General features: G+C 71.2%; 15 protein-coding genes and 1 tRNA gene. 8 read left to right on the forward strand and 8 right to left on the reverse strand.

What is annotated here, in order from left to right:
* The first annotated feature begins 33 nt into the window (after nt 1-33).
* Nucleotides 34-924, forward strand: coding sequence for a rhomboid family intramembrane serine protease (locus J8G10_RS10065; protein ID WP_251443914.1), 891 nt, complete (start codon nt 34-36; stop codon nt 922-924).
* 264 nt (nt 925-1,188) lie between these two features.
* Here the strand turns inward: J8G10_RS10065 and J8G10_RS10070 are convergent, their stop codons facing one another.
* A complete protein-coding gene (locus J8G10_RS10070) occupies nt 1,189-1,428 on the reverse strand; it encodes a cell division protein CrgA (protein WP_233310795.1) in 240 nt (79 codons plus the stop codon).
* A gap of 77 nt (nt 1,429-1,505) precedes the next feature.
* Between J8G10_RS10070 and J8G10_RS10075 the strand changes: the two genes are divergently transcribed.
* Nucleotides 1,506-2,285, forward strand: coding sequence for a class E sortase (locus J8G10_RS10075; RefSeq protein WP_251443917.1), 780 nt, complete (start codon nt 1,506-1,508; stop codon nt 2,283-2,285).
* The gene (locus J8G10_RS10080; RefSeq protein WP_251443920.1) at nt 2,285-2,461 is read left to right on the forward strand and encodes a hypothetical protein; all 177 of its coding nucleotides are present in this window, start codon (nt 2,285-2,287) and stop codon (nt 2,459-2,461) included. The genes J8G10_RS10075 and J8G10_RS10080 overlap by 1 nt, the downstream gene beginning before the upstream one ends.
* Before the next feature lie 77 nt (nt 2,462-2,538).
* Here J8G10_RS10080 and pknB read toward each other — a convergent pair whose 3' ends face one another.
* The 7 genes from pknB to J8G10_RS10115 all read right to left on the reverse strand — a co-directional run bounded on the left by pknB (nt 2,539) and on the right by J8G10_RS10115 (nt 11,352).
* Nucleotides 2,539-4,239, reverse strand: a complete 1,701-nt coding sequence (gene pknB, locus J8G10_RS10085; protein ID WP_285814243.1) for a Stk1 family PASTA domain-containing Ser/Thr kinase — start codon at nt 4,237-4,239, stop codon at nt 2,539-2,541.
* A gap of 65 nt (nt 4,240-4,304) precedes the next feature.
* Complete coding sequence (locus tag J8G10_RS10090; protein WP_251443937.1) at nt 4,305-6,017, reverse strand: serine/threonine-protein kinase; 1,713 nt, start codon at nt 6,015-6,017, stop codon at nt 4,305-4,307.
* Nucleotides 6,014-7,477 (reverse strand): penicillin-binding protein 2, encoded by a 1,464-nt coding sequence (locus J8G10_RS10095; protein WP_251443941.1) that lies wholly within the window; start codon nt 7,475-7,477, stop codon nt 6,014-6,016. Before J8G10_RS10095 ends, J8G10_RS10090 begins: the two co-directional genes overlap by 4 nt.
* Nucleotides 7,474-8,856: an FtsW/RodA/SpoVE family cell cycle protein gene (locus J8G10_RS10100; protein WP_251443943.1), complete on the reverse strand. Its 1,383-nt coding sequence runs from the start codon at nt 8,854-8,856 to the stop codon at nt 7,474-7,476. Before J8G10_RS10100 ends, J8G10_RS10095 begins: the two co-directional genes overlap by 4 nt.
* Nucleotides 8,853-10,103, reverse strand: a complete 1,251-nt coding sequence (locus J8G10_RS10105; protein WP_251443945.1) for a PP2C family serine/threonine-protein phosphatase — start codon at nt 10,101-10,103, stop codon at nt 8,853-8,855. The genes J8G10_RS10100 and J8G10_RS10105 overlap by 4 nt, the downstream gene beginning before the upstream one ends.
* Nucleotides 10,104-10,112: 9 nt before the next feature.
* The gene (locus tag J8G10_RS10110) at nt 10,113-10,631 is read right to left on the reverse strand and encodes an FHA domain-containing protein (protein WP_251443947.1); all 519 of its coding nucleotides are present in this window, start codon (nt 10,629-10,631) and stop codon (nt 10,113-10,115) included.
* Entirely contained in the window at nt 10,624-11,352 is a 729-nt protein-coding gene (locus tag J8G10_RS10115; RefSeq protein ID WP_251443949.1) for a DUF3662 and FHA domain-containing protein, read from the reverse strand. Before J8G10_RS10115 ends, J8G10_RS10110 begins: the two co-directional genes overlap by 8 nt.
* A 196-nt stretch (nt 11,353-11,548) precedes the next feature.
* Here J8G10_RS10115 and J8G10_RS10120 point away from each other — a divergent pair.
* The 5 genes from J8G10_RS10120 (at nt 11,549) to J8G10_RS10140 (ending at nt 20,450) form a co-directional block, all read left to right on the forward strand.
* A tRNA-Leu gene (locus tag J8G10_RS10120) sits at nt 11,549-11,632 on the forward strand.
* Nucleotides 11,633-11,700: 68 nt separating this feature from the next.
* Nucleotides 11,701-15,072: a LuxR family transcriptional regulator gene (locus J8G10_RS10125; RefSeq protein WP_251443951.1), complete on the forward strand. Its 3,372-nt coding sequence runs from the start codon at nt 11,701-11,703 to the stop codon at nt 15,070-15,072.
* Nucleotides 15,073-15,392: 320 nt separating this feature from the next.
* Entirely contained in the window at nt 15,393-17,243 is a 1,851-nt protein-coding gene (locus tag J8G10_RS10130) for a lipase family protein (RefSeq protein WP_251443953.1), read from the forward strand.
* Between the two features lie 425 nt (nt 17,244-17,668).
* On the forward strand, nt 17,669-19,777 hold the full coding sequence (locus J8G10_RS10135) for an MDR family MFS transporter (RefSeq protein ID WP_251443955.1): 2,109 nt from the start codon (nt 17,669-17,671) through the stop codon (nt 19,775-19,777).
* Nucleotides 19,778-19,832: 55 nt separating this feature from the next.
* On the forward strand, nt 19,833-20,450 hold the full coding sequence (locus J8G10_RS10140; protein WP_251443959.1) for a TetR/AcrR family transcriptional regulator: 618 nt from the start codon (nt 19,833-19,835) through the stop codon (nt 20,448-20,450).
* The last annotated feature ends 52 nt before the right edge of the window (nt 20,451-20,502 follow it).

The raw sequence follows: 20,502 nt of genomic DNA on the forward strand, positions 1-20,502 counted from the left end.
CATCCTTCCGCGAGTGGACTCCGGAGCGCACGGATGACGACTTCGGAGTTCCACGCGAATCCCGACAACTTCTGCTACCGCCACCCGGGCCGGCAGAGCTTCGTGCTCTGTCAGCGCTGCATGCGCACGATCTGCCCGGAGTGCCAGACGCAGGCCCCGGTCGGCGTGATCTGCCCCGAATGCATGCAGGAGCAGCGTCGCAACCAGACGCCCGCCCAGCGCCGCGCCAACCGGCGCTGGGGCGCGCGGTCGATGACCGCGGTGGGCGGGCGTCCGATCGTGACGTACTGGATCCTCGCGGTCACCTCTGCGGTGAGTCTGCTGCAGATGATCCCGGGCCTCCAGGGACCGATCACCGGGGCGCTGCAGTTCGCGGGCGCCTATCTGTATCCGTCGCTGTCCGGACTCCCGTTCGAACCCTGGCGCCTGCTGACCGCGCTGCTCGTGCACCAGGGACTGATCCACCTGGGCCTCAACATGCTGGCGCTGTGGATGGTCGGTCAGCAGCTCGAGCCGCTGCTGGGCAGGGCGAGATTCCTCACGCTGTACCTGGTGAGCGGTCTCGGCGGTTCTGTCGCGATGGCGCTGATCGATCCGGGCCAGCCCACGATCGGAGCGTCCGGGGCGATTTTCGGCCTGTTCGTCGCCCTGATCGTGATCGGGCGTCATCTCGGCGGCAACATCGTCGGAGCGCTCGTCGTGCTCGCGATCAACTTCGCGTACGGCTTCATCGTGCCGGGGATCGCCTGGGAGGCGCATGTCGGCGGTGCCGTGGTCGGAGCACTGGTGGCGCTCGTCTACGTCCGTACGAACGGGCGCCGCAACGCGAAGTTCTGGTGGATCGGCCTCGTCGCGGCGATCGTGCTCGTGCTGCTCGTCGTGGTCGCCGTCGTTCCGCCCTTGATCATCACCGCCGGTCACTGACCGCGCACCACGAAGGCCTCCGCTGCGGCGGAGGCCTTCGTCGTCTCCGTCGCGGGTGTGAATGACACCCGTGTAATTCTCCCCACATGGGGATAGATCTGTGGATAACTCCGGGGAGGGGGTGTGCATATCCATCCCCAGATTGTGGATAACCGGCCGGATCCGTGGACAACCCTGCGGGATCCGGTCTCCGGAGCCCATCGAACGCCGGAAAGCAGAAACGCCCCCGCATGAGCAGGGGCGTTCCGAGGAGGAGGGGCGGCGTCAGCGCCAGCGGGTCGTCATCAGGAAGCCGATGAGCGCGATCCCGAGTCCGATCAGCAGGTTCCAGGACTGCAGGCCGGGGATCGGGTACTGCATGCCGGTGATGTAGAACACCAGGATCCAGGCCAGGCCCAGCAGCATGAAGCCGACCATGACCGGCTTGAACCACACGGCGTTGGGAGCGGCTTCGCCGTCGACCTTCGGGGTGGCGGCTTCTTCGGGCTTGCGGGATCGTGCCATGCGCCCAGTCTACCCAAAGGCCCGTGCCGACCAGAGGGCGGAATCGGGCGCAAAGGAGGGCTGGGTAGGATCGCGGCATGACCGACGCTCCGCGAGCCTCCGCCCGTCGCGTCGGCCGCCGTCCGCGGCGGCGCGCCACGTTCGTCAGCGTGCTGGGCGAGCTGCTGCTGACCGCGGGTGTGCTGGTGCTGCTGTTCGTCGCCTGGCAGATGTGGATCGGCGACGCGATCATGAGCGCCGAGGCCAACGACAAGGGCCGGCAGGTCTCCCAGAAGTGGGCGGACGCGAAGCCTCCGCTGCCGCCGGTCGCCGACGACGGACACGGCACCGACGGAGCGCATCCGCAGTACGTCCCGCCGGTCATGAGTCCCCCCGAGGACGGAGTCCCCTGGGGTGCTCAGATGCACGTGCCCCGCTGGGGCTCCGATTACAACGTCGAGATCGCCGGGGGAGTGACCCGGCCCGCCACCCTCGACCACGGCTGGATCGGCGTGTACCCGAACTCGGGGATGCCGGGACAGGTCGGCAACTTCTCCATGGCCGCGCACCGCACGACCTGGGGCAAGCCGTTCAATCAGCTCGACCGGCTGCGGCTGAACGACGCGATCGTGATCGAGACGGAGCAGGGCTGGTACACCTATCGGTTCCGCACGCTCGAGTACGTCACTCCCGACAGCGTCGACGTGCTGGATCCCGTGCCCCAGGCGCCGGAGGCGGCCCCCGGCGGACGGTACATCACGCTCACGGCGTGCTCGCCGCTGTACTCCCTCGCGGAGCGCATCGTGGCCTACGGGGTGTTCGAGAGCTTCCAGCCGAGGGCGCTGGGCGCCCCGGCCTCGTTGAAGGCGGTGAGCTGATGTACGGCGCCCTGTGGCGGATCCTCCCCGGCCCGTGGTGGGTGCGGCTGATCGTCGTGCTCGTGCTGCTCGCGGCCGTGCTGTACGCCCTGATGTTCTGGGTCTTCCCCTGGGTGAGTCCTCTGGTGTCGCCGGGCGATGTGAGCATCGGGTCGTCGCCGGCACCCGGTCCCTGAGCCGGCCACCTCGCGAGGGGACGGCGTTTCGTCTCGGTCGCCTGCGGCGTCCTCGCTCAACGACCCCGAAGGAAGGGCTACTTGCCGGTGCAGTAGGAGAGATCGACCGTCGACTGCACGGGCACGTCGCCCGGCGGCACCGACATCGAGGACACCGTCTTCGGATCGGTCGCCTTGCATCCGGGATTCTCCACCGGGTTCGCGGTGAGTCCCTGCTGCTCCAGCCATTGGGTCGCCGAATCGAGCGACCAGCCGGTGAGATCGTTCACCGTCACGACCCCGCTCGCCACGAGCAGGTCGACGACGGTGCCCGGCGGGACTTTGGCTCCCGCCTGCTCGCTCGCGGACAGGACGATGTCGTGCTGCGTGCGGGGATCGTTCTTCTGGGTGACCGAGCCCAGCTGCAGACCGGCCTTGGCCAGTGCGTCCTTGGCGGCGGAGGCGCTGAGCCCCTCCAGCGTCGGGACCACGATCTGCGCGGCACCGGTCGAGACGTAGACGGTGACTGACTGGCCCTTGTCCATGCCGCTGCCGGCCGTCGGATCGGTGCTGATGACCTTGCCCTTGTCGACGGTGGCATCCGCCTGGTCGATGCGGATCGCGCGCAGGTCGTTCTTGTCGAGCAGCTCGACGGCGGTCTCGTAGGTCTGACCGACCACGTTCGGCACCGTGCGACCGGCGCTCGGCACCCCGGTGGTCGGCTTGATCGCCAGCACCCAGATGAGCACCGATGCGAGCAGCACCACGAGCAGGGCGACGCCGGCCCAGACCCACGCGACGGGCGGACCCGACTGCGTGCGCGTCATCGTCGTGTCGGAGGAGAGCTGGCGGAGCGTCCGCGCGGTCTCCTGCGCGTGCCGGGGGCTGGCGCCGTACAGCTCGCTGGTGAGCGAGGAGAGCTGCTTCTTAGTGGGCGCCGCGCCCGTCACGGCCTCATCGAGCGCGGTCCGGAACGAGGCCGCGTCGGGGAACCGCTGGAACGGGTCCTTCGCCATCGCGCGCAGCACGATCGGCTCCAGGGCCCTGATGCGCTGGAGCTCCGCGGACGAGTGGTCCTCCTCGTGGACCTCGCTGGGCGGCAGCGGCGTCTCGCTGACGTGCTGGTACGCGACCGCGACCGGCGACTCCCCGCGGAACGGCTGGCGCCCCGCGAGCATCTCGTACAGCACGACCCCGGTCGAGTACAGGTCGGTGCGCGCGTCGACCTGCTCGCCCTTGGCCTGCTCGGGCGAGAAATAGGCGGCGGTGCCGATGATCTGGGTGGTCTCGGCGACCGTCGACGACGAGTCGGACACCGCTCGGGCGATGCCGAAGTCCATCACCTTCACGGTGCCGGCGGGCGTGATCTTGACGTTGCCCGGCTTGATGTCGCGGTGCACGACACCGGCGCGGTGCGAGTACTCCAGAGCCTCGAGGATCCCGTCGGCGTAGCGCACGGCGTCGGCGGTGGGCACCGGGCCGCGCGCGATGACGTCCTTGAGCAGCTCGCCGGGCACCAGCTCCATCACGATGAAGGGCACGGGCTCGGCGGGGGTGCCGCCGGCCTCGGGGGTGGAGTCCTCCCCCGCGTCGAAGACGCGCACGATCGACGGATGCGACATGCGCGATGCGGCCTGCGCCTCCATCCGGAAGCGCGTGCGGAAGCCGGCGTCGCGGGCGAGCTCGCGGTCCAGGATCTTGATCGCGACCTCGCGGCCGAGGGTCAGGTCGTACCCCCGGTGCACATGGGCCATGCCGCCCCGGCCGATGAGGTCATCGACGCGGTAGCGACCGGCCATGACGCGCGTGGTCGTCGTCACGGAGGACCCCCCTCGTTCTCGTGATTCTGCTGCGGTGCCGCGGTTCAGGGCGTGGGCGGTACCGTCACCGGAGGCGTCGGCCCGGACTGGATCTGCGCGGTGCGCGCGTCGGAGTCGGGACTCTGCTGGTCGCCGCACTTGACGGAGAACTTCGCGGTGAAGTCGCCGCTCTGCGCCAGCCGGACCTCGGTGCTCGTCGTCTCCGCCGGGAAACCGGGGCCGCCGGACATGAAGGAGCCGCCGTCGATCGTGACGATGTAGCCGGTGATCGACGTGCCGTTGGGGCAGACGTAACCGGATCCCCAGGAGACGGTGATCGTGCCTCCGGCGACCATGTCGCCGGAGAAGGTCGGCGCGGACGCCGGCTTCGGGGGCTGCGTGCGGTCGGCATACCGGGTGAGGGCGATCGAGGATCCGCTCGGCACCTTGCCGGTCGGATTCACGTTGTAGACCTTGCCGACCTGGTCGGCCGCCGGAGCCGGGTCGCCGTCCGCACAGGTGGCCTGCAGGCCGGCGTCGCGCGCCTTCGCCGTGGCGTCGTCGCACGTGAGGCCGACGAGCCCGAGGGCGTCGACGTCGACCCTGGTCTGCGTGGGCGTGGGTGTCGGCGTCTTGGACGGCGGGGTCTGCGACGCCGACGAGCTGGGCGGCGGCGTGGGCGCCTTCTGGTTCGACAGCAGGGCCCACACGGTGCCGCCGAGCACGATGATCAGCAGCGCGATGAGAGCGATCAGCGGCCAGGTCCAGGGGCTGCGCTTCTTCTTCTCCGGAGCCTGGTCGGCCTCGGTCGGGATCTGCGCCGTGGTCGGCATGATCGTGGTCGCGCCCTGGGTGGCCCCGAGCAGCTGGGTCATGGCGTCGTCGCCCCCGGGCGCGGCGGCGCCGACGCCCACCACTCCGGCGATGACCGCGGGAACGGCGATCGCGGCGGAGTTCAGGTCGCCGCGGCGCAGCGCCTGCGCGGCCCGTGCGACGGTCGCCGCGGAGCTCGGCCGGTCGGCCGGCTTCTTCGCGATCATCGCCATGACGAGGTTCTGCACCGGCTGCGGCACCGTGGGGGGCAGCGGCGGCGGGGTGTCGTTGATCTGCGCCATGGCGATCGCGACCTGCGACTCGCCCGTGAACGGGCGCTTGCCCGCCAGGCACTCGTACGCGACGATGCCGAGCGAGTAGATGTCGGTCGCGGGCGACGCGGCGTGTCCCGAGGCCTGCTCGGGCGAGAGGTACTGCACGGTGCCCATGACCTGGCCGGTCGCGGTGAGCGGCACCTGGTCGGCGATGCGGGCGATGCCGAAGTCGGTGATCTTGACGCGGCCGTCGGGCGTGATCAGCAGGTTGCCCGGCTTGATGTCGCGGTGCACGAGGCCGGCGGCGTGCGCGGCCTGCAGCGCCGAGGCGGTCTGCGCGACGATGTCGAGCGTCTTGTCGGCGCTGAGGGATCCCTCGCGCTCGATGATCGTCGACAGCGCCTCGCCCGGCACGAGCTCCATGACGAGGTACGCGGAGCCGTTCTCCTCGCCGTAGTCGAACACGCTGGCGATGCCCTCGTGGTTCACGAGGGCCGCGTGGCGGGCCTCGGCGCGGAAGCGCTCGAGGAAGCCCGGATCCCCCATGTACTCGTCCTTGAGGATCTTGATGGCGACGGTCCGTCCGATGACGTGGTCGGTCGCCTCCCACACCTCGCCCATGCCGCCGATGGCGATCCGAGACTGCAGCTCGTAGCGACCGCCGAAATGCACACCCTGCGTCGGCCTCATCTGTTCAGCACCGCCTCCATGACCTTCTTCGCAATCGGTGACGCGATCGTGTCACCGGATCCGGACTGTCCCTGCCCACCGCCGTCTTCGACGACGACCGCAACGGCGATCTCCGGGTTCGAAGCGGGCGCGAAGCCGGTGAACCACAGCGTGTAAGGGTCTGTGTCGCCGTTCTCCGCCGTGCCCGTCTTCCCGGCCACGTCGACTCCGTCTATTCTTGCACCCTGCGCCGCGCCGCTTGAGACCGACGCCTGCATGGCGGCCGTGATCGCCGCGGCCTCGTCGCCGGTCATCGCCTGCCGGAACTGGCTGTTCTCGTACTGCTTCTGCACCGAGAGGTCGTCTCCGACGACCTGGTCGACCATGCGCGGGTTCATCACCAGGCCGCCGTTCGCGATGCCGGCGGAGACCATGGCCATCTGCAGCGGGGTCGCGCGCACGTCGCCCTGGCCGAAGCCGGTGAGACCCGTCTTGTCCGGGGAGAGGTTCTTCGGGTAGGTCGACGCGGACGACTGCAGCGGCAGCGAGAACTCCTGGCCGAAGCCGAACTTCTCGGCGGCGGCGCGGATCGCGTCATCGCCGAGCTGGACGGCGAGCTCGGCCATCGGGATGTTGCAGCTGTAGCGGATCGCATCGGCGAGGGACACGTTCTGCCCGTCGCCGCCGGGGCAGGTGCCGCCCCAGGCGTTGTGCACGGCGGTGCTGGTGCCGGGGAGGGTGAAGGCGGCCGGGTTCGGGAACGTCGACTGCATCGTGAACTTGCCCGAGTCGAGCGCGGCCGCGGCCACGACCAGCTTGAACGTGGACCCGGGCGGGTTCATGTTGCCGCCGATGGCGCGGTTCGACAGCGGCTTGTTCGGGTCGGCGACCAGGGCGTCGTAGGTGGTGTTCACGGCCTGGGAGTCGTGCGCCGCGAGGCTGTTCGTGTCGAAGCCGGGGGTGGAGACCAGCGCGAGGATCCGGCCCGTCTTCGGCTCGATCGCGACCACGGCGCCCTGGTAGCCCTGCAGCGCGTCGTAGGCGGCCTTCTGCGCGACCGGGTCGAGCGTGAGCACCACGTTCGCGCCCTTCTGCGGCTGGCCGGAGATGATCCGCTCGATCGAGGACAGGAACTGGGAGCCGCCCGTGCCGCTGAGCTCGCTGTTCATGGCCTTCTCGATGCCGGTCGCGCTTCCGAGGGCCGGGTTGTAGTAGCCGGTCACGGCGGACCACATCTGCGGATCCGTGTAGACGCGCTGGAACGAGTACATGTCGTTCGACGGCACGGAGGTCGCGATCGGGGCGCCGCCCGCGATGATCGATCCGCGCTGGATCTCGTAGCTGTCCAAGCGGGTGCGCCGGTTCGCGTCGTTCTGCGCGAGGGCGTCGGCCTGCACGACCTGGATCCAGCTGATCGAGCCGAACAGGGCGAGGAACATGACCAGCACGAGGATGCTGATGCGACGGAGCTCTTTGGTCATCCGATCACCACCCGGGGTTGGCGGCGCACGCCGTCGGAGATCCGCAGCAGCAGTCCGACGATGAGCCAGTTGGCGATGAGGGACGATCCGCCGGCGGCGAGGAACGGAGTGGTGAGACCCGTCAGCGGGATCACGCGGGTGACGCCGCCCACCATGATGAAGACCTGCAGGCCGATCGTGAACGAGACGCCGACGGCGAGCAGCTTGCCGAAGTCGTCCTGTCCGGCGACGCCGATGCGCAGGCCGCGGCTCACGAACACCATGTACAGGCAGAGCAGGGCGAACAGGCCGATCAGGCCGAGCTCCTCGCCGAGGCTGGTGATGATGAAGTCGCTCTCGGCGACCGGGGTGATCTGCGGGCGGCCCTGGCCGAGACCCGTTCCGATCAGGCCGCCGTGCGCGAGCCCGAAGATGCCCTGGGTGAGCTGATAGCTCTGGTCCTGCATGAGGTCGGGGTCGAACGCGTTGATCCACGTGTTGAAGCGGTTCTGCACGTAGGTGAGGAACTGCGAGACGACCGCGACGCCGACGACCACGCCCGCGACGCCGATGAGCACCCAGCTCGTCTTGCCGGTCGCGACGTAGAGCATCACGATGAACATGCCGAAGATGAGCACGCCGGTACCGAGGTCGTGCTGGGCGACGATGATGCCGAGCGAGATGAGCCAGACCACGATCACGGGGCCGAGCTCGCGCATGCGCGGCCAGGTGATCCCCGCGAACCGCTTGCCCACGGACGACAGGCTCTCCCTGGTGCGCACCAGATAGCCCGCGAAGAAGATCGCGAGGAAGATCTTCGACAGCTCTCCCGGCTGGAAGCCGAGCCCGCCGATCGAGATCCACACATCGGCGTTCGCGTCGGCCTTCAGACCCGGGATGAAGGGGAGCACCAGGAGCACGAGACCCGTCAGCCCCGAGACGTAGGTGTACTTGTAGAGCACCCGGTAGTTGCGCAGGAAGATCACGATCGCGATCGCGCCGACCACGGAGATCGCCATCCACATGAGCTGCTTGTTGGACGACGCGTTCCAGCCCGTGTCGTGGTTCGCGATGTCGATGCGGTAGATCTCCGCGATGCCGACGCCGGTGAGGAGCGTCGCGATCGGCAGCACGAACGGATCCGCGTCGCTCGCGACGAAGCGCAGCACGATGTGCAGCGCGAACACCAGCACCGCCAGTCCGCCGCCGATGAGCAGGATCATCGGGTCGATGCGCCCGAGCGCGCCGAGCTGCACGAGGGTGAGCGCCGCGCCGGCGACGACCACCGCGAACAGCAGCAGCCAGAACTCGCGGTTGCGCTGCGTCTGCGGACCGCGGATGCGGCGCAGCGCGCGCAGCACGGCGGTGTCGGCCGTGACGTCGGGGGCGGTGGCGGTCATGGCGTCTTCCCCGTCCCTGCGGCGGCGCGGAGGCTGTCGACCGTCGTCTGCGCCGCCGCGAGCGTGCTGGCGCTCGTGGTCTCCTTGACGGCCGACTGGTAGAACGCCGGCAGGTCGGAGACCTTGATGCCGGTGTCCTCGTAGACGTGCGAGAGCGAGATCGGCCCGAGATCCTGCTGGATCCCCTGGAAGATCACGACAGTGCCCGTCTCCTCGCCGACCCCCACGAAGTAGCGGGTCTGCGTCCACGCGTAGGCGCCGAAGAGCGCGGCCGCCATCAGCGCGATCACGACGATGAACCCGGTGATCCAGCCGATGCGCCGTCGCACGGCGCGCCGGTGGTCCTCCTCGATGAGCTCCTCGAGGTAGCCGGCGGCGGGCTCGAAGTGCGTGGGCTCGTTCGCCGCCTGGCGCACCGGATGCAGCCAGCTCGGCCGGGCCGGGCGCGCGGCGGGGACGATGACGCCCTGGGGGTTCGCGGCCGCGCCGACGATCGTGGCGGATCCGGAGAGCACCGGATGCTGGCCGCCCACGTCGACGATCACGATCGTGACGTTGTCGGGCGCGCCGCCGTCGAGCGCGAACTTGAGCAGGCCGTCGGCGGTGCGGCCCGGCGCCATCCCCAGGCGCAGCGCCTTGAGCATGTGCGTCTCGTCGACCACGCCGCTGAGGCCGTCCGAGCAGAGCAGCCAGCGGTCGCCCGGCTGGGTCGGCATGACGAACATGTCGAGCTCGGGATCCGCGTCCATGTCGCTGAGCACGCGCATCAGCACCGAGCGGCGCGGGTGGTAGCGCGCCTCCTCCGGGGTGATGCGCCCGGAGTCGACCAGCCGCTGCACGAACGTGTGATCCGTGGTGATCTGGGTCAGCGCCTCGTCGCGGTAGAGGTAGATCCGTGAATCGCCGATGTGGCCGATGACGGCGTAGTCGTCGACCATGATGATCGCGTCGAGGGTGGTGCCGAGGCCGGCGAGCTCGGGACGGTCCTTCACGGCGCGGATCATGTCGCCCGCCGCGGTGGTGGCCGCGGCCTGCAGCGACGCCTGCGCGTCCATCGTCGAGGGGTAGGCGTGGTCGAGGTTCTGCAGCCGGTGGATCGCGATGCTGCTGGCGACGTCGCCGCCCGCGTGGCCGCCCATGCCGTCGGCGACGACGAACAGGTTCGCCCCGGCATAGCCGGAGTCCTGGTTGTTGGAGCGGACCTTCCCGGTGTGGGAGATCGCGGCGCTCGAGCCCTCGAAGACCATGGCCGCCGGTTACGCCCGCAGCTCGAAGGTCGTGGCGCCCACCTTGATGGGGGCGCCGACCGCCACCGAGACGGGGGCGCCGACGCGCTCGCCGTTCAGGAAGGTGCCGTTCGTGGAGTCGAGATCCTGCAGCATCCACTGCTCGCCCCACAGCAGCAGCCGCGCGTGGTGGCTGGACGTGTAGTCGTCGCGGATCACGAGCCCGGACTCGCTGGAGCGGCCGATCGACATCGGCTCGGAGCCGAGCGGCACCTCGAGGCCCGCCTTCGGGCCGGAGGTGATCACGAGCTTCGTGACGCTGGACGTCGTGGCGGGGCCGCCCGGCTTGCTGCGCGGGGCCGCCTTCGGCTTCGCGGGCGCCGCGGCCGGCTTCGCGGGCGCGCTCGCCGCGGCCGCCTCGCCCTGCGGCATCTTGCGCACGCGCACGCCGAAGAGATCGGCGCGCAGCGAGTAGACCACGGCGAACACGAAGAACCACATCAGCACGAGGAAGCCGATGCGCAGCAGGAGCAGGGTCAGTTCACTCATGCCGAAGGCTCCTGGTCGCGTCGTCGCCGCGGCCGCCGCGCGCGGGAGCGGACACGGGAACCACCTGGAACGTGAGGTCGGTGCGGCCGATCGTGATCACCATGCCGCTCTCGAGCTGGGCCTCGCGCACGCGCTGGCCGTTGAGCTTGGTGCCGTTGGTGGATCCGAGGTCGCGGAGCATGGCGTGATCGCCGTCCCACAGCACCTCGGCGTGCTTGCGGCTGGACCCCGCGTCGCCGATCGTGATGTCGGCGTCGCTGCCGCGGCCGATGACCGTGCGCGCCCGGGTGAGCGGGTATCGGGAGCCTCCGGTCGCGATCTCCGCCTGCCAGGTGACGCGGGCGCCGGCGGAGGACGTCGAGGTGGACTCGACCCGCACGGTGCCGGTCGTGAGCCGGTCGTCGGCTTCGATGGCGATGTTCACGGGGCCGGAGAAGCTGTAGCCCTGGGCCTTGGCGTGGTCATTGACGAGCACGTGCAGCTCGTCGAGGAGGGCGGATCCGAGTCCGTGCATCGCGGTGGCGTCGTCGCCGCTGAGGTGCACGAGGAAGGTGCTGGGAACGATGATCCGGTCGCGGCTGACGACCGCGGCCTTGGTGTCCATCTCGCGCCGCAGAGCCGAGGCGATCTCCACGGGCTGGATGCCGCTGCGGAAGGTCTTCGCGAAGGCGCTGTTCACAGCGCGTTCGAGACCCTTCTCAAAGCTGTCTAGTAGTCCCACTGGGCTCCCATGGCTCACCGATCGGTAGGGCCATGTTAGCGACACGGCCTGAATGATCCCCCGGGCCGGGCGGGAGACACGGGAAACCCCGAAGGAGCCCGCGGTTCGGCGGAGGTCCGTGCGCTGCTGCGGCTCTGGTTCGAGCACGGTGCCGGAGCGTGATATTCTCGGGAGGTTGGTTCGCGAGGGCCGACATGCGCGAGTGGCGGAATAGGTAGACGCGCTGGCTTCAGGTGCCAGTGCCTGCAAGGGCGTGGGGGTTCAAGTCCCCCCTCGCGCACAGTATGAGAGGCTCGGATCCATCGGATCCGGGCCTCTTCTGGTTCCTGGCGGTCGATGGGGGCGGCGATGACTTCGGTGAACGGGCGGTTGTCGGCGGGTCTCCTGATGCCGGTGCTCCCCTCGATCGCGCCGGCCGACGCTCCGGAGGCCGTCCTGGGCGAGGCCGTGCTCGCGGCGGCCTCGCTGTTCGCCGTGACCGGCCCCTCGGGTGCGGGCAAGACCGTGTGGGTGCAGCAGCTCGCGGCGGTGGCCGCACGCCCGGGAGCCGTGCGCTGGCGCGTGGTGTCGGTCGTCGCCGACCGTGGCCGGCGCAGCACCCTCTATGCGGTCGCCGAGCAGCTCATCCACGCCGCGAGCCCGGCGGGCCGGGTGGACGCCGCCCGCGTCCGCCCGGCGTCCGCCCGGTCGAGATCCGGCGCGGAAGCGGATCCCGGATCCGCGTCCGCGCCCGGTGCCGCGCCGACGCTCCTGGCGCTGGCCGAGCGGCTATCATCGGCCCTGCAGCGAGGGCTCTCCTCCCGACGGCGCCTGCTGCTCGTGGTCGACGATGCGCAGTGGGCCGATGAGGGGTCCGTGCGCGTGCTGCGCCTCGTGCTGCGCCAGCTCGCCGGCTGGGGCGTCTGCGCGGTGCTCGCGGGACGGGATCCGGACACCGGCGCCCTGCGGGAGACGGTGCTCGCCGCGGATCCGGATCGCTGGCCGGTGAGCCGGCGCATCCGCATCGACGCGCTCGATGCGGCGGGCGTGCGCCGGTACGTCTCGGCGATCCACGGCATCGAGGTCTCGCTCGAGCTCGCCGAGCGGATCCGCCGGGTCTCCGGCGGCGGACCGCTGCTCGTGGACCAGGTGGTGAGCGGGATGGCGCCCGTGTGGGCGGAGCGGGCGCGGGTCACCTCGGAGCGGCGGGCGAGGTTCGACGAGGACGTCACGGATGCGGACATCGCCCGGGGCTTCGTGCCGGGCAACCCGTTCGGGGAGCTCGGCGCCGGCCTGCCGGGGGCGGCACGGACCGCCGTCGAGATGGCCGCGGTCCTGGCCACGCCGCTGCGCGCCGACGAGCTCGCCGGTGTCGCGGCGCTCTGCGGCGAGCCGATCGACCTCGTCGCGGCCTCCGCGCACGGACTGCTGATCTCCCGCGCAGCAGAGCACGGCGGTGCCGAGGGGGAACGGGAGTGGACGGTGTTCCACGATCTGTACGGCACCGACGTCGCGGCGCACCTCGACGACGAGCGGCGCGCCCGCATCCTCGTCGCCGGTGCGGAGGCCATCCCCGGGGAGGCGGAGGGCACCCGCCACCGAGCGCTGATCTGGCTCCTGGACGCGGCGCTGCTGCGGGGGTCGACACTGAGCCCCGCGCTGCGCGACCTCCTCGTCGCGGGCGTGGCAGAGAGCGTGCGCGCGCGGCGCACCGAGCACGTGTTCGCCGTCGCCCGACGGGCCATGGAGCTCGCGGACCGCACCGGGGACGACCTCGCCGACGAGCTCGTCGTGGGGCTGTACCGCGCGGCGAGTGCGCTGTCGGCGCTCCCGCGGATGATCGAGTACATCCCACGGCTGGAGCGCGCCGCGCCCGGTCCGCTCCGCGACCTCGCCCTGCTGCACGTGCGCGAGTTCCGCGGCGATTACGACTGGGTGCGCAGCTTCGCCGAGGATCTCCTGGCACGGCTGCCGCGCTTCCCGGATCCGCTTCCGCAGACGCCGGAGGACGTCGCGGCGGTCGGCGGCCTGCTCGCGCCGGATCCGCTCGGCGGCCTGATCGTGCGCCTCCAGGTGCTGATCGTGCTGGGCATCATGGCGCCCCAGGCGGATCCCCGCGACTTCGGCATGGAGCGGTTCTCCGAGGCGCGTGCCGGGGCGGAGTGGCTGATCGCGGTGCAGGAGGCGGATCCCGAGACGTGGCGCGCCGCGTGGGCCGCGCTGGGCGGAGCGTACGAGGGGCTGCCGAGCCCGCACGACGTCCGGATGCGCGCGACAGGGATGCAGGTGTTCGGCATCAGCGTGCTCGGCCCGGCAGAGCGGCTGCCCGTGGAGTTCGCGGCGCTGGGCCGGGCGATCGCCGCGGCACCGGCCGAGTCCGCGACCCTGTTCGACGCACGGGTGATCCATGCCGGGATGCTGTCGGGGGCGGGGTTCGTGCGCGAAGCGGCGGCCGACCTCGACGCCTGCATGCGGATGCTGCGCGCCGGCACCGCGGGATGGGGCACGGGCACCGCGCGCGGCCTGCACATCTACGGCCGCTACCTGCTCGGCGACACGGCCGAGGTCGAGGATGCCCTCGCCGAGGCCGCGGTGACGATCTTCGACGACATGGATGCGGTGGGCCGGCCGGTGTTCTACGCGCTGCGCGCCGTGCGGGCCGCCGACGCCGGCGACGAGGAGGCGTGGCGCGCGGACATGGACGCCGCGGCGCGCCTGGCGCAGCGGGGGTACGACACCGTCGGGGTCGAGTACGAGATGCTGGCGCACATCGCGCGGGCGAGGGCGCGCCACGATCCGGCGGCGCAGCTCGCGGTCTTCGACCCGGAAGGCCCCCTCGCGGGACGCCTGCTGCGCAGCCAGAACCTCTATGCCTACAAGGTCGACGCGCTGGCGTCCCTCGGCCGTGCCGAGGAGGCGGATCGCGAGCTCGCGCGTCTCGCCGCGCTCCCGGCGCCGGGGTTCCAGCCGGTCTACGCCTCGATGGCCTGGCTGGAGGGACGGGTGCACGAGGCGTACGGCCTCGTCGAACGGGCGCTGCGGGCCTACCGGGCCGCCGCCCAGGAGGACGCGCCGGGAGCGCCGCTGCCTGCGGCGCTCGCCCAGGCCGCCCTCGACGCCGGCCGGCTGACTCTGGCCACCGGGGGCTCCCCGCGCACGGCCCGCCGCTGCCTGAACGCTGCGGAGCGGGGCTTCCTGCGCCTGGGCAGGCCGGTGGCGGCGGCGGAGGCGGCCGCACTGCTCGACGGTGCGCGACGCTCCGGGTCCGCGGTCGGGATCCGCTCGGCTCCCGCGGCTTCGGCCGCGACGGGACCCGACGCGGCGGGCGGCGTCCGGGCCGCGTGGACGCACGCGGCGCTGACCCCGCGAGAGCACGAGGTGGCGGCGCTCGCCGCCGAGGGGCGGACCAACGCGGAGATCGCCCACGCCCTCGGCATCGGCGTCAAGGCGGTGGCCTTCCACATGGGCAACGTGCTGCGGAAGCTCGGGCTGGGCTCGCGCAGGCAGCTGCGTCCCGGGGAGCCACCGACGTCGGAGACCGCGCCGTCCGCGGTGCGCGACGACGCGCGCTGGGCGGCCCTGAGCCGCCGCGAACGGGAGATCGGCGAGCTCGCGAGCAGAGACCTCACCGACGCGGAGATCGCGGACGAACTCGGCCTGAGCGTCCGCACGGTGAGCGGCCACATGAGACGGGTGCTGGCCAAACTCGGCGCGCGTTCGCGACGGGAGCTCGGCCGCTGACGGGACCGCCGAGCGCGTAGTTGATACCAGGGTTCCGCCGCCGGCGGGGATGAGGCGGATGGCCGCTCTATCGTGGATCGTCGCCTCCCGTTGCCTGAGCGGGGGCGCAGCGACGCGCAGGCACGTCGCGCTGGGGACGCACGGTTGCGCCCGTCGGTTGGGGCCGGCGGGCGCACCGCTTCTCCTGGCGATCCCCGCGCACCGATATGTCGGCGTCCCGCCGGCGCAGCGCCTGCTCGGAATCAGGCCCTCGCGCCCGGCCCGGACGCCGCTAGTCTGACCTCAGCCGCAGACCCGCGGCGCGAGCCGAGGGAGACGTCGTGGATCCGGAAGACAGCGCCGCCGCCGGATCCGGCGATCCCCGCCCTGCCGGCCGAGGCGCTCCGGCCGTGACCCGGCTGAGCACGCCGCTGCGGATCGTGCTGGGCCTCGCTCTCGTCGGGGTCGGCGCGGTGTTCCTCCTCGTGTCGATGACCGTGCAGACCATCGCGCTCGTCGCCGGCATCGGGATCCTGCTCGCGGGTGTCGCGGTGCTGGTCATCCCCGGTGACGGAGCCGACGCGCCCGCGCCGGGATCCGGATCCCGATCGCTGCCCCTGATCCTCAGCCGGGGCCTCGGCGCGCTGCTCGTGCTGCTCGGTGCCGGGATGGCGCTGTGGCCGGCGGCGGGTGCGCCGATCCTCTCCCTCCTTCTGACGATCGCGCTCGTCGCCTTCGCCGTCGCGACCGCGATGCGGGCCTTCCGGCCGGGTGCGGATCAGCGTGCGACCGCGCTCATCGCCGCTCTGGCCACGCTCGCCGTCGCCGCGATCACCGTGTTCTGGCCGGTGCTGACCCTGGTGGTGTTCCGGCTCGGCGTCGGCGCGTGGTTCGTCTTCCTCGGCGTGCAGCTCATCGTGCGCGCCGTGTGGCGGCGCTCCCCCGCACGCCCGGCCCCCGCTCGACGCCGCGGTGCGCGGTGGCTGCGCACGATCGGCGCGAGCGCGGCACTCGTGCTGGCGGTCGCGCTCGCCGCGGGCAGCGGCGCCCTGCTCGGCGGCACCCCGCTGCCGACGCCGGACGCCTTCTACGCGCCGCCCGCCGAGGTGCCCTCGAAGCCGGGCACGCTGATCCGCTCCGAGCCGCTGACCGTGGGCGTCCCCGCGGGGGCCAGGGCATGGCGGATCCTGTACACGACGACGAACCCCGACGGATCGCCGGCGGTGAGCAGCGGCACCGTGCTCGCCCCCGCCGACCCGGGGCCGGATCCGCTGCCCCTGCTCACCGTCGCCCACGGCACGGTCGGGGTCGTTCCGGGCTGCGCGCCGTCGCTGAGCGCCGCGCCGTTCGCCGACGGGGCGGGCACCGCCATGGCCGACATGGTCACCGAGCACGGCTGGGTCGCCGTGACCAGCGACTACATCGGCCTGGGCACGAAGGGGCCGCACCCCTATCTCGTGGGCGACGCGGAGGCGCGCAACGTCTGGGACGCCTCGAAGGCGGTGCTCGGCTTCAGCGAGCTGAAGGTCTCCACCGACACCGTGATCTGGGGCCACTCGCAGGGTGGACAGGGCTCTCTGTGGACCGGGCAGATCGCGTCCTCATACGCCCCGGAGTTCACGGTCAAGGGCGTCGCGGCGTTCGCCCCGGCCTCGAACCTGTACGCGCTCGCCGAGGCGATCAAGTCGGAGACGGCGGGCAAGACGGTCTCGGCCTACATCGCGGCGACCTGGGACAAGGTCTTCCCCGAGCTGAACGTCGAGAAGAGCCTCACCCCCGGTTCTGCAGGGCCGGTCGAGCGCATCGGCGGGCTCTGCTTCAACGGGCACGACGGCCTCGCCGCGATCCTGCGCGGCAGTCAGGTGCCGAACCAGATCTTCCCCGACGCCCTCCTCGACGGGCCGTTCGGCGACAAGCTCAAGGCGCAGGAGCCCGTCGGGCCGTTCCCCGCCCCGGTGCTCGTCGCGCAGGGACTCGCGGATCCGCTCGTGAAGCCCGCGATCCAGGACGCGTGGGTCACGGCCCGCTGTGCCGCCGGGATCCCGATCGACTACCGCACCTATCCCGGTCTCGGGCACGTCGAGCTCGTCGGCCCCGACTCCCCGCTCACTCCGCAGCTCGAGCAGTGGACCCTCGACCGCTGGGACGGGAAGGCGCCGACCCCCGACTGCGACCACCTGCCGGCGGGCTGAGCGCGCTCGCGGGCTGAGCGCGCCCGCGAACTGAGCGCGCTCGCGGGTCGCGCGGCCCGCGCGGCGCGGACGAGGGTCGCGCAGCTGGCGCGGCGCGGACGCGTGCGGCAGAAGGCGCCCGCGGACCGCGGGCCTCACCGTCGGAGATGTGCACCACCCTCGGAGGGATTCGGCGATTCCCTCCGAACGTGGCGCACATCTCCGACGGTGGTGCACGCTCCGAACGACCGAGAGGCACCCTCTCGGCGGAGGCGTCGGGGTCGAGGCCCGGAACCGGATCCAGATCCGTGCGTGCAGGAAAGCTTGCAAGGGTGTAACATTGCATGGTTGCAAGTTTTGCGCCGGCGTCGGCGCCCGCGTCGATCGATGAAGTCCGCGGGCGGGATCCGCACCGCACCATCCCCCGCTCTCCTGGAAGGACCTCCATGGCAACCGCCACCGACACCGTCACGACGGTCGAGGCGCCCGCTCCGCTCGCCGCGAAGCCGATCATGACGCACAAGCAGATCATGCTGGTGATCTACGGACTGATGAGCGGCATGTTCCTGTCGTCGCTCGCGCAGACCGTCTTCGGCACCGCGATCCGCACCATCGGCGACGACCTGCACGGCCTCGACCAGCAGGCCTGGGTCACCACCGCGTTCCTCATCACCTCGACCATCGCCGTGCCGATCTACGGCAAGCTCAGCGACATCTTCGGCCGCCGCCCGCTGTTCATCCTCGGCATCGTGATCTTCATCCTGGGATCCACGCTCTCCGCGTTCTCGACGTCGATGATGATGCTCGCCGCGTTCCGCGCCTTCCAGGGCATCGGGGCCGGTGCGCTCATGGCGCTTCCGCTCGCGATCATGGGCGACATCCTCGCCCCGCGCGAGCGCGCCAAGTACCAGGGCTACTTCTTCGCGGTGTTCGGCATCGCGACCGTGATCGGCCCGCTCGTGGGCGGCCTGTTCGCCGGAGCGAAGGAGATCCTCTGGATCGACGGCTGGCGCTGGACATTCCTCATCAACATCCCGCTCGGGCTCTTCGCCCTGTTCATGGTGATCACCTTCCTGCACCTGCCCAAGGTCGGAAAGCACAAGGGTCCCCGGATCGACTGGTGGGGTGCCGCGGCCGTGATCGTGGCCCTCGTGCCGCTGCTGATCGTCGTGGAACAGGGCCGCGCCTGGGGCTGGGACTCCCCCGCCTCCATCGCCTGCTACGTGATCGGCGGCATCGGCCTCGTCGCATTCATCGTGATCGAGGCGCTCATGAAGGACGACGCGATCATCCCGCTGAAGCTGTTCCGCTCGGGCACCTTCTCCATGGCCACGGTGCTCGGCTTCCTCGTGGGCTTCGCGATGTTCGGCGCGATGATGACGATCCCGCTGTACATGCAGATCGTCGTCGGCATGAACCCGACCCAGTCCGGCCTGTCGATGCTGCCGCTGATCGTCGGCCTCATGATCGCCTCGCTCACCTCGGGTCAGCTCACCGCGCGCACGGGCAAGTACCGCATCTTCCCCGTCCTCGGAACGCTCTTCACCGCCGTCGGCTTCTTCTCGCTCACCCTCATCCGGTACGAGACGCCGCTCTGGCAGATCTTCGCCGGGATGTTCGTGCTGGGCCTGGGCCTCGGCCAGCTCATGCAGCCGCTGACGCTCGCGAGCCAGAACTCCGTCGCCCCGCACGAGATGGGCGTCGCCTCGAGCGCCGCCACCTTCTTCCGCCAGATCGGCGGAACCCTGGGCACCGCCGTCATGCTCTCCGTGCTGTTCTCGATGCTGCCCGCCAACATCCTGCACGCCACCGAGGACAAGGCGAACCTGACCGCCGCGCTCGACACGGCGCTGGATCCGGTCGCGTCGTCCAAGACCGAGAACGCCGCGATCATGAAGCAGCAGTGGAGTGCGATCGTCGGCCCGCTGACCGAGAACATCCAGGCGCAGCTCGACAAGGGCGTCGCCGAGGGCGACGCGAAGGCGAAGGCCGCGGCGGACGAGGCGGTGACCTCCGCGGTGACCGCGGGCGTGGACCAGGCGGTCGCCGCCGGACAGCTGCCGGCCGAGGCCGCCCCCGCGGTGATCGCGCAGAAGGTCGCCGAGGCGACGCCCGCCGCCGAGGTGGCGGCGCACGAGAAGGTGCTGAGCGCGGTCGCCGAGAAGGCGCACGCCTCGGTGCAGGGCGACAAGGTCGCGGTCGACTGGGCCGACCACGACCAGCGCACCTACTGGGTCGACCAGCTGGTCCCGACGCTGCAGGACCAGATCAAGAAGAAGGAGAGCGATGCCTCCGGATCCGCGTCGTCCGGCACGACGGTGAACGACACCTCGTTCCTCACCGGTGCCGACGCCGCGCTCAGCAAGCCGTTCATGATCGGCTTCATCCAGGGCCTCGTGACGCTGTACTGGGTCGGCTTCGGCGTGATCCTGCTCGCGTTCGTGCTCACCTGGTTCTTCAAGGTGCCGCCGCTGCGTGCCCGGTCCGCGCTCCAGGAGCAGGCGGACAAGGCGGGCATGACCGAGACCGGGAGCATCAGGACCCACAAGGCCTGAGCCGAGCCTGACGAGCGCCGGGGCGCACCCCGCCCCGGCGCTCGAGGAGAGCGAGATGACGAACATCGACGAGGCCGCCGCGGCGGATCCGCACGCGGACACCTGCGGGCGCCGAGAGCGCAAGAAGCAGCAGACCCGCGAGGCCCTGCACGAGGCCGCCCTGCGGCTGGTGGACGAGAAGGGCCTCGACGGCACCACGGTCGAGCAGATCTGCGAGGCGGTGGACGTGTCGCCGCGCACCTTCTTCAACTACTTCCCGTCCAAGGCCGCGGCCGCCCTCGACCTTCCCGACTCGGCCGTCTCCCCCGACGGCGCCGCGGCCTTCCGCGCGGCGGAGGGCGAGCTGGTGCCGGCGCTGTGCGCGCTGATCGGCACGTCGATGGACGACGCCCAGCAGCGCCGGCGCATGAAGGCGCTGGTGGTGCGCCGCCCCGAGCTCATGCCCGCCTTCGCGCAGTGGATGGGCTCGGTGCGCCAGCAGTACGTCGATCTCGTGCGCGAGCGTGCGGACGAGGACGATGCCATGGCCGCCGTGGCCCTCACGATGGCCGCGCTCAGCGTGATCGTGCACGACGGCACCGCCGGTGGCGAACGTCCCGGTGCGGATCGGCTTCTGGAGGGCGTCGAGCAGCTGGTCGCCGCGCGGGGCGCACGGCTGCGCGACGCGGCCTGAGGCGGGGCGCCCGCGACCGGGCAGGATCCAGGAACCTCATAGCGAAAGTGCG

The sequence above is a fragment of the Microbacterium sp. USTB-Y genome (genome assembly GCF_023703415.1).
Lineage (GTDB): Bacteria > Actinomycetota > Actinomycetes > Actinomycetales > Microbacteriaceae > Microbacterium.

What these genes read in the sequence shown, in the direction of transcription:
- J8G10_RS10090 (WP_251443937.1), bottom strand. Translation starts at nt 6,017, where the DNA reads ATGAGGCCGACGCAGGGTGTGCATTTCGGCGGTCGCTACGAGCTGCAG.
- J8G10_RS10075 (WP_251443917.1), top strand. Translation starts at nt 1,506, where the DNA reads ATGACCGACGCTCCGCGAGCCTCCGCCCGTCGCGTCGGCCGCCGTCCG.
- J8G10_RS10095 (WP_251443941.1), bottom strand. Translation starts at nt 7,477, where the DNA reads ATGACCAAAGAGCTCCGTCGCATCAGCATCCTCGTGCTGGTCATGTTC.
- J8G10_RS10065 (WP_251443914.1), top strand. Translation starts at nt 34, where the DNA reads ATGACGACTTCGGAGTTCCACGCGAATCCCGACAACTTCTGCTACCGC.
- J8G10_RS10100 (WP_251443943.1), bottom strand. Translation starts at nt 8,856, where the DNA reads ATGACCGCCACCGCCCCCGACGTCACGGCCGACACCGCCGTGCTGCGC.
- J8G10_RS10140 (WP_251443959.1), top strand. Translation starts at nt 19,833, where the DNA reads ATGACGAACATCGACGAGGCCGCCGCGGCGGATCCGCACGCGGACACC.
- J8G10_RS10125 (WP_251443951.1), top strand. Translation starts at nt 11,701, where the DNA reads ATGACTTCGGTGAACGGGCGGTTGTCGGCGGGTCTCCTGATGCCGGTG.
- pknB (WP_285814243.1), bottom strand. Translation starts at nt 4,239, where the DNA reads ATGGCCGGTCGCTACCGCGTCGATGACCTCATCGGCCGGGGCGGCATG.
- J8G10_RS10105 (WP_251443945.1), bottom strand. Translation starts at nt 10,103, where the DNA reads ATGGTCTTCGAGGGCTCGAGCGCCGCGATCTCCCACACCGGGAAGGTC.
- J8G10_RS10070 (WP_233310795.1), bottom strand. Translation starts at nt 1,428, where the DNA reads ATGGCACGATCCCGCAAGCCCGAAGAAGCCGCCACCCCGAAGGTCGAC.
- J8G10_RS10135 (WP_251443955.1), top strand. Translation starts at nt 17,669, where the DNA reads ATGGCAACCGCCACCGACACCGTCACGACGGTCGAGGCGCCCGCTCCG.
- J8G10_RS10110 (WP_251443947.1), bottom strand. Translation starts at nt 10,631, where the DNA reads ATGAGTGAACTGACCCTGCTCCTGCTGCGCATCGGCTTCCTCGTGCTG.
- J8G10_RS10080 (WP_251443920.1), top strand. Translation starts at nt 2,285, where the DNA reads ATGTACGGCGCCCTGTGGCGGATCCTCCCCGGCCCGTGGTGGGTGCGG.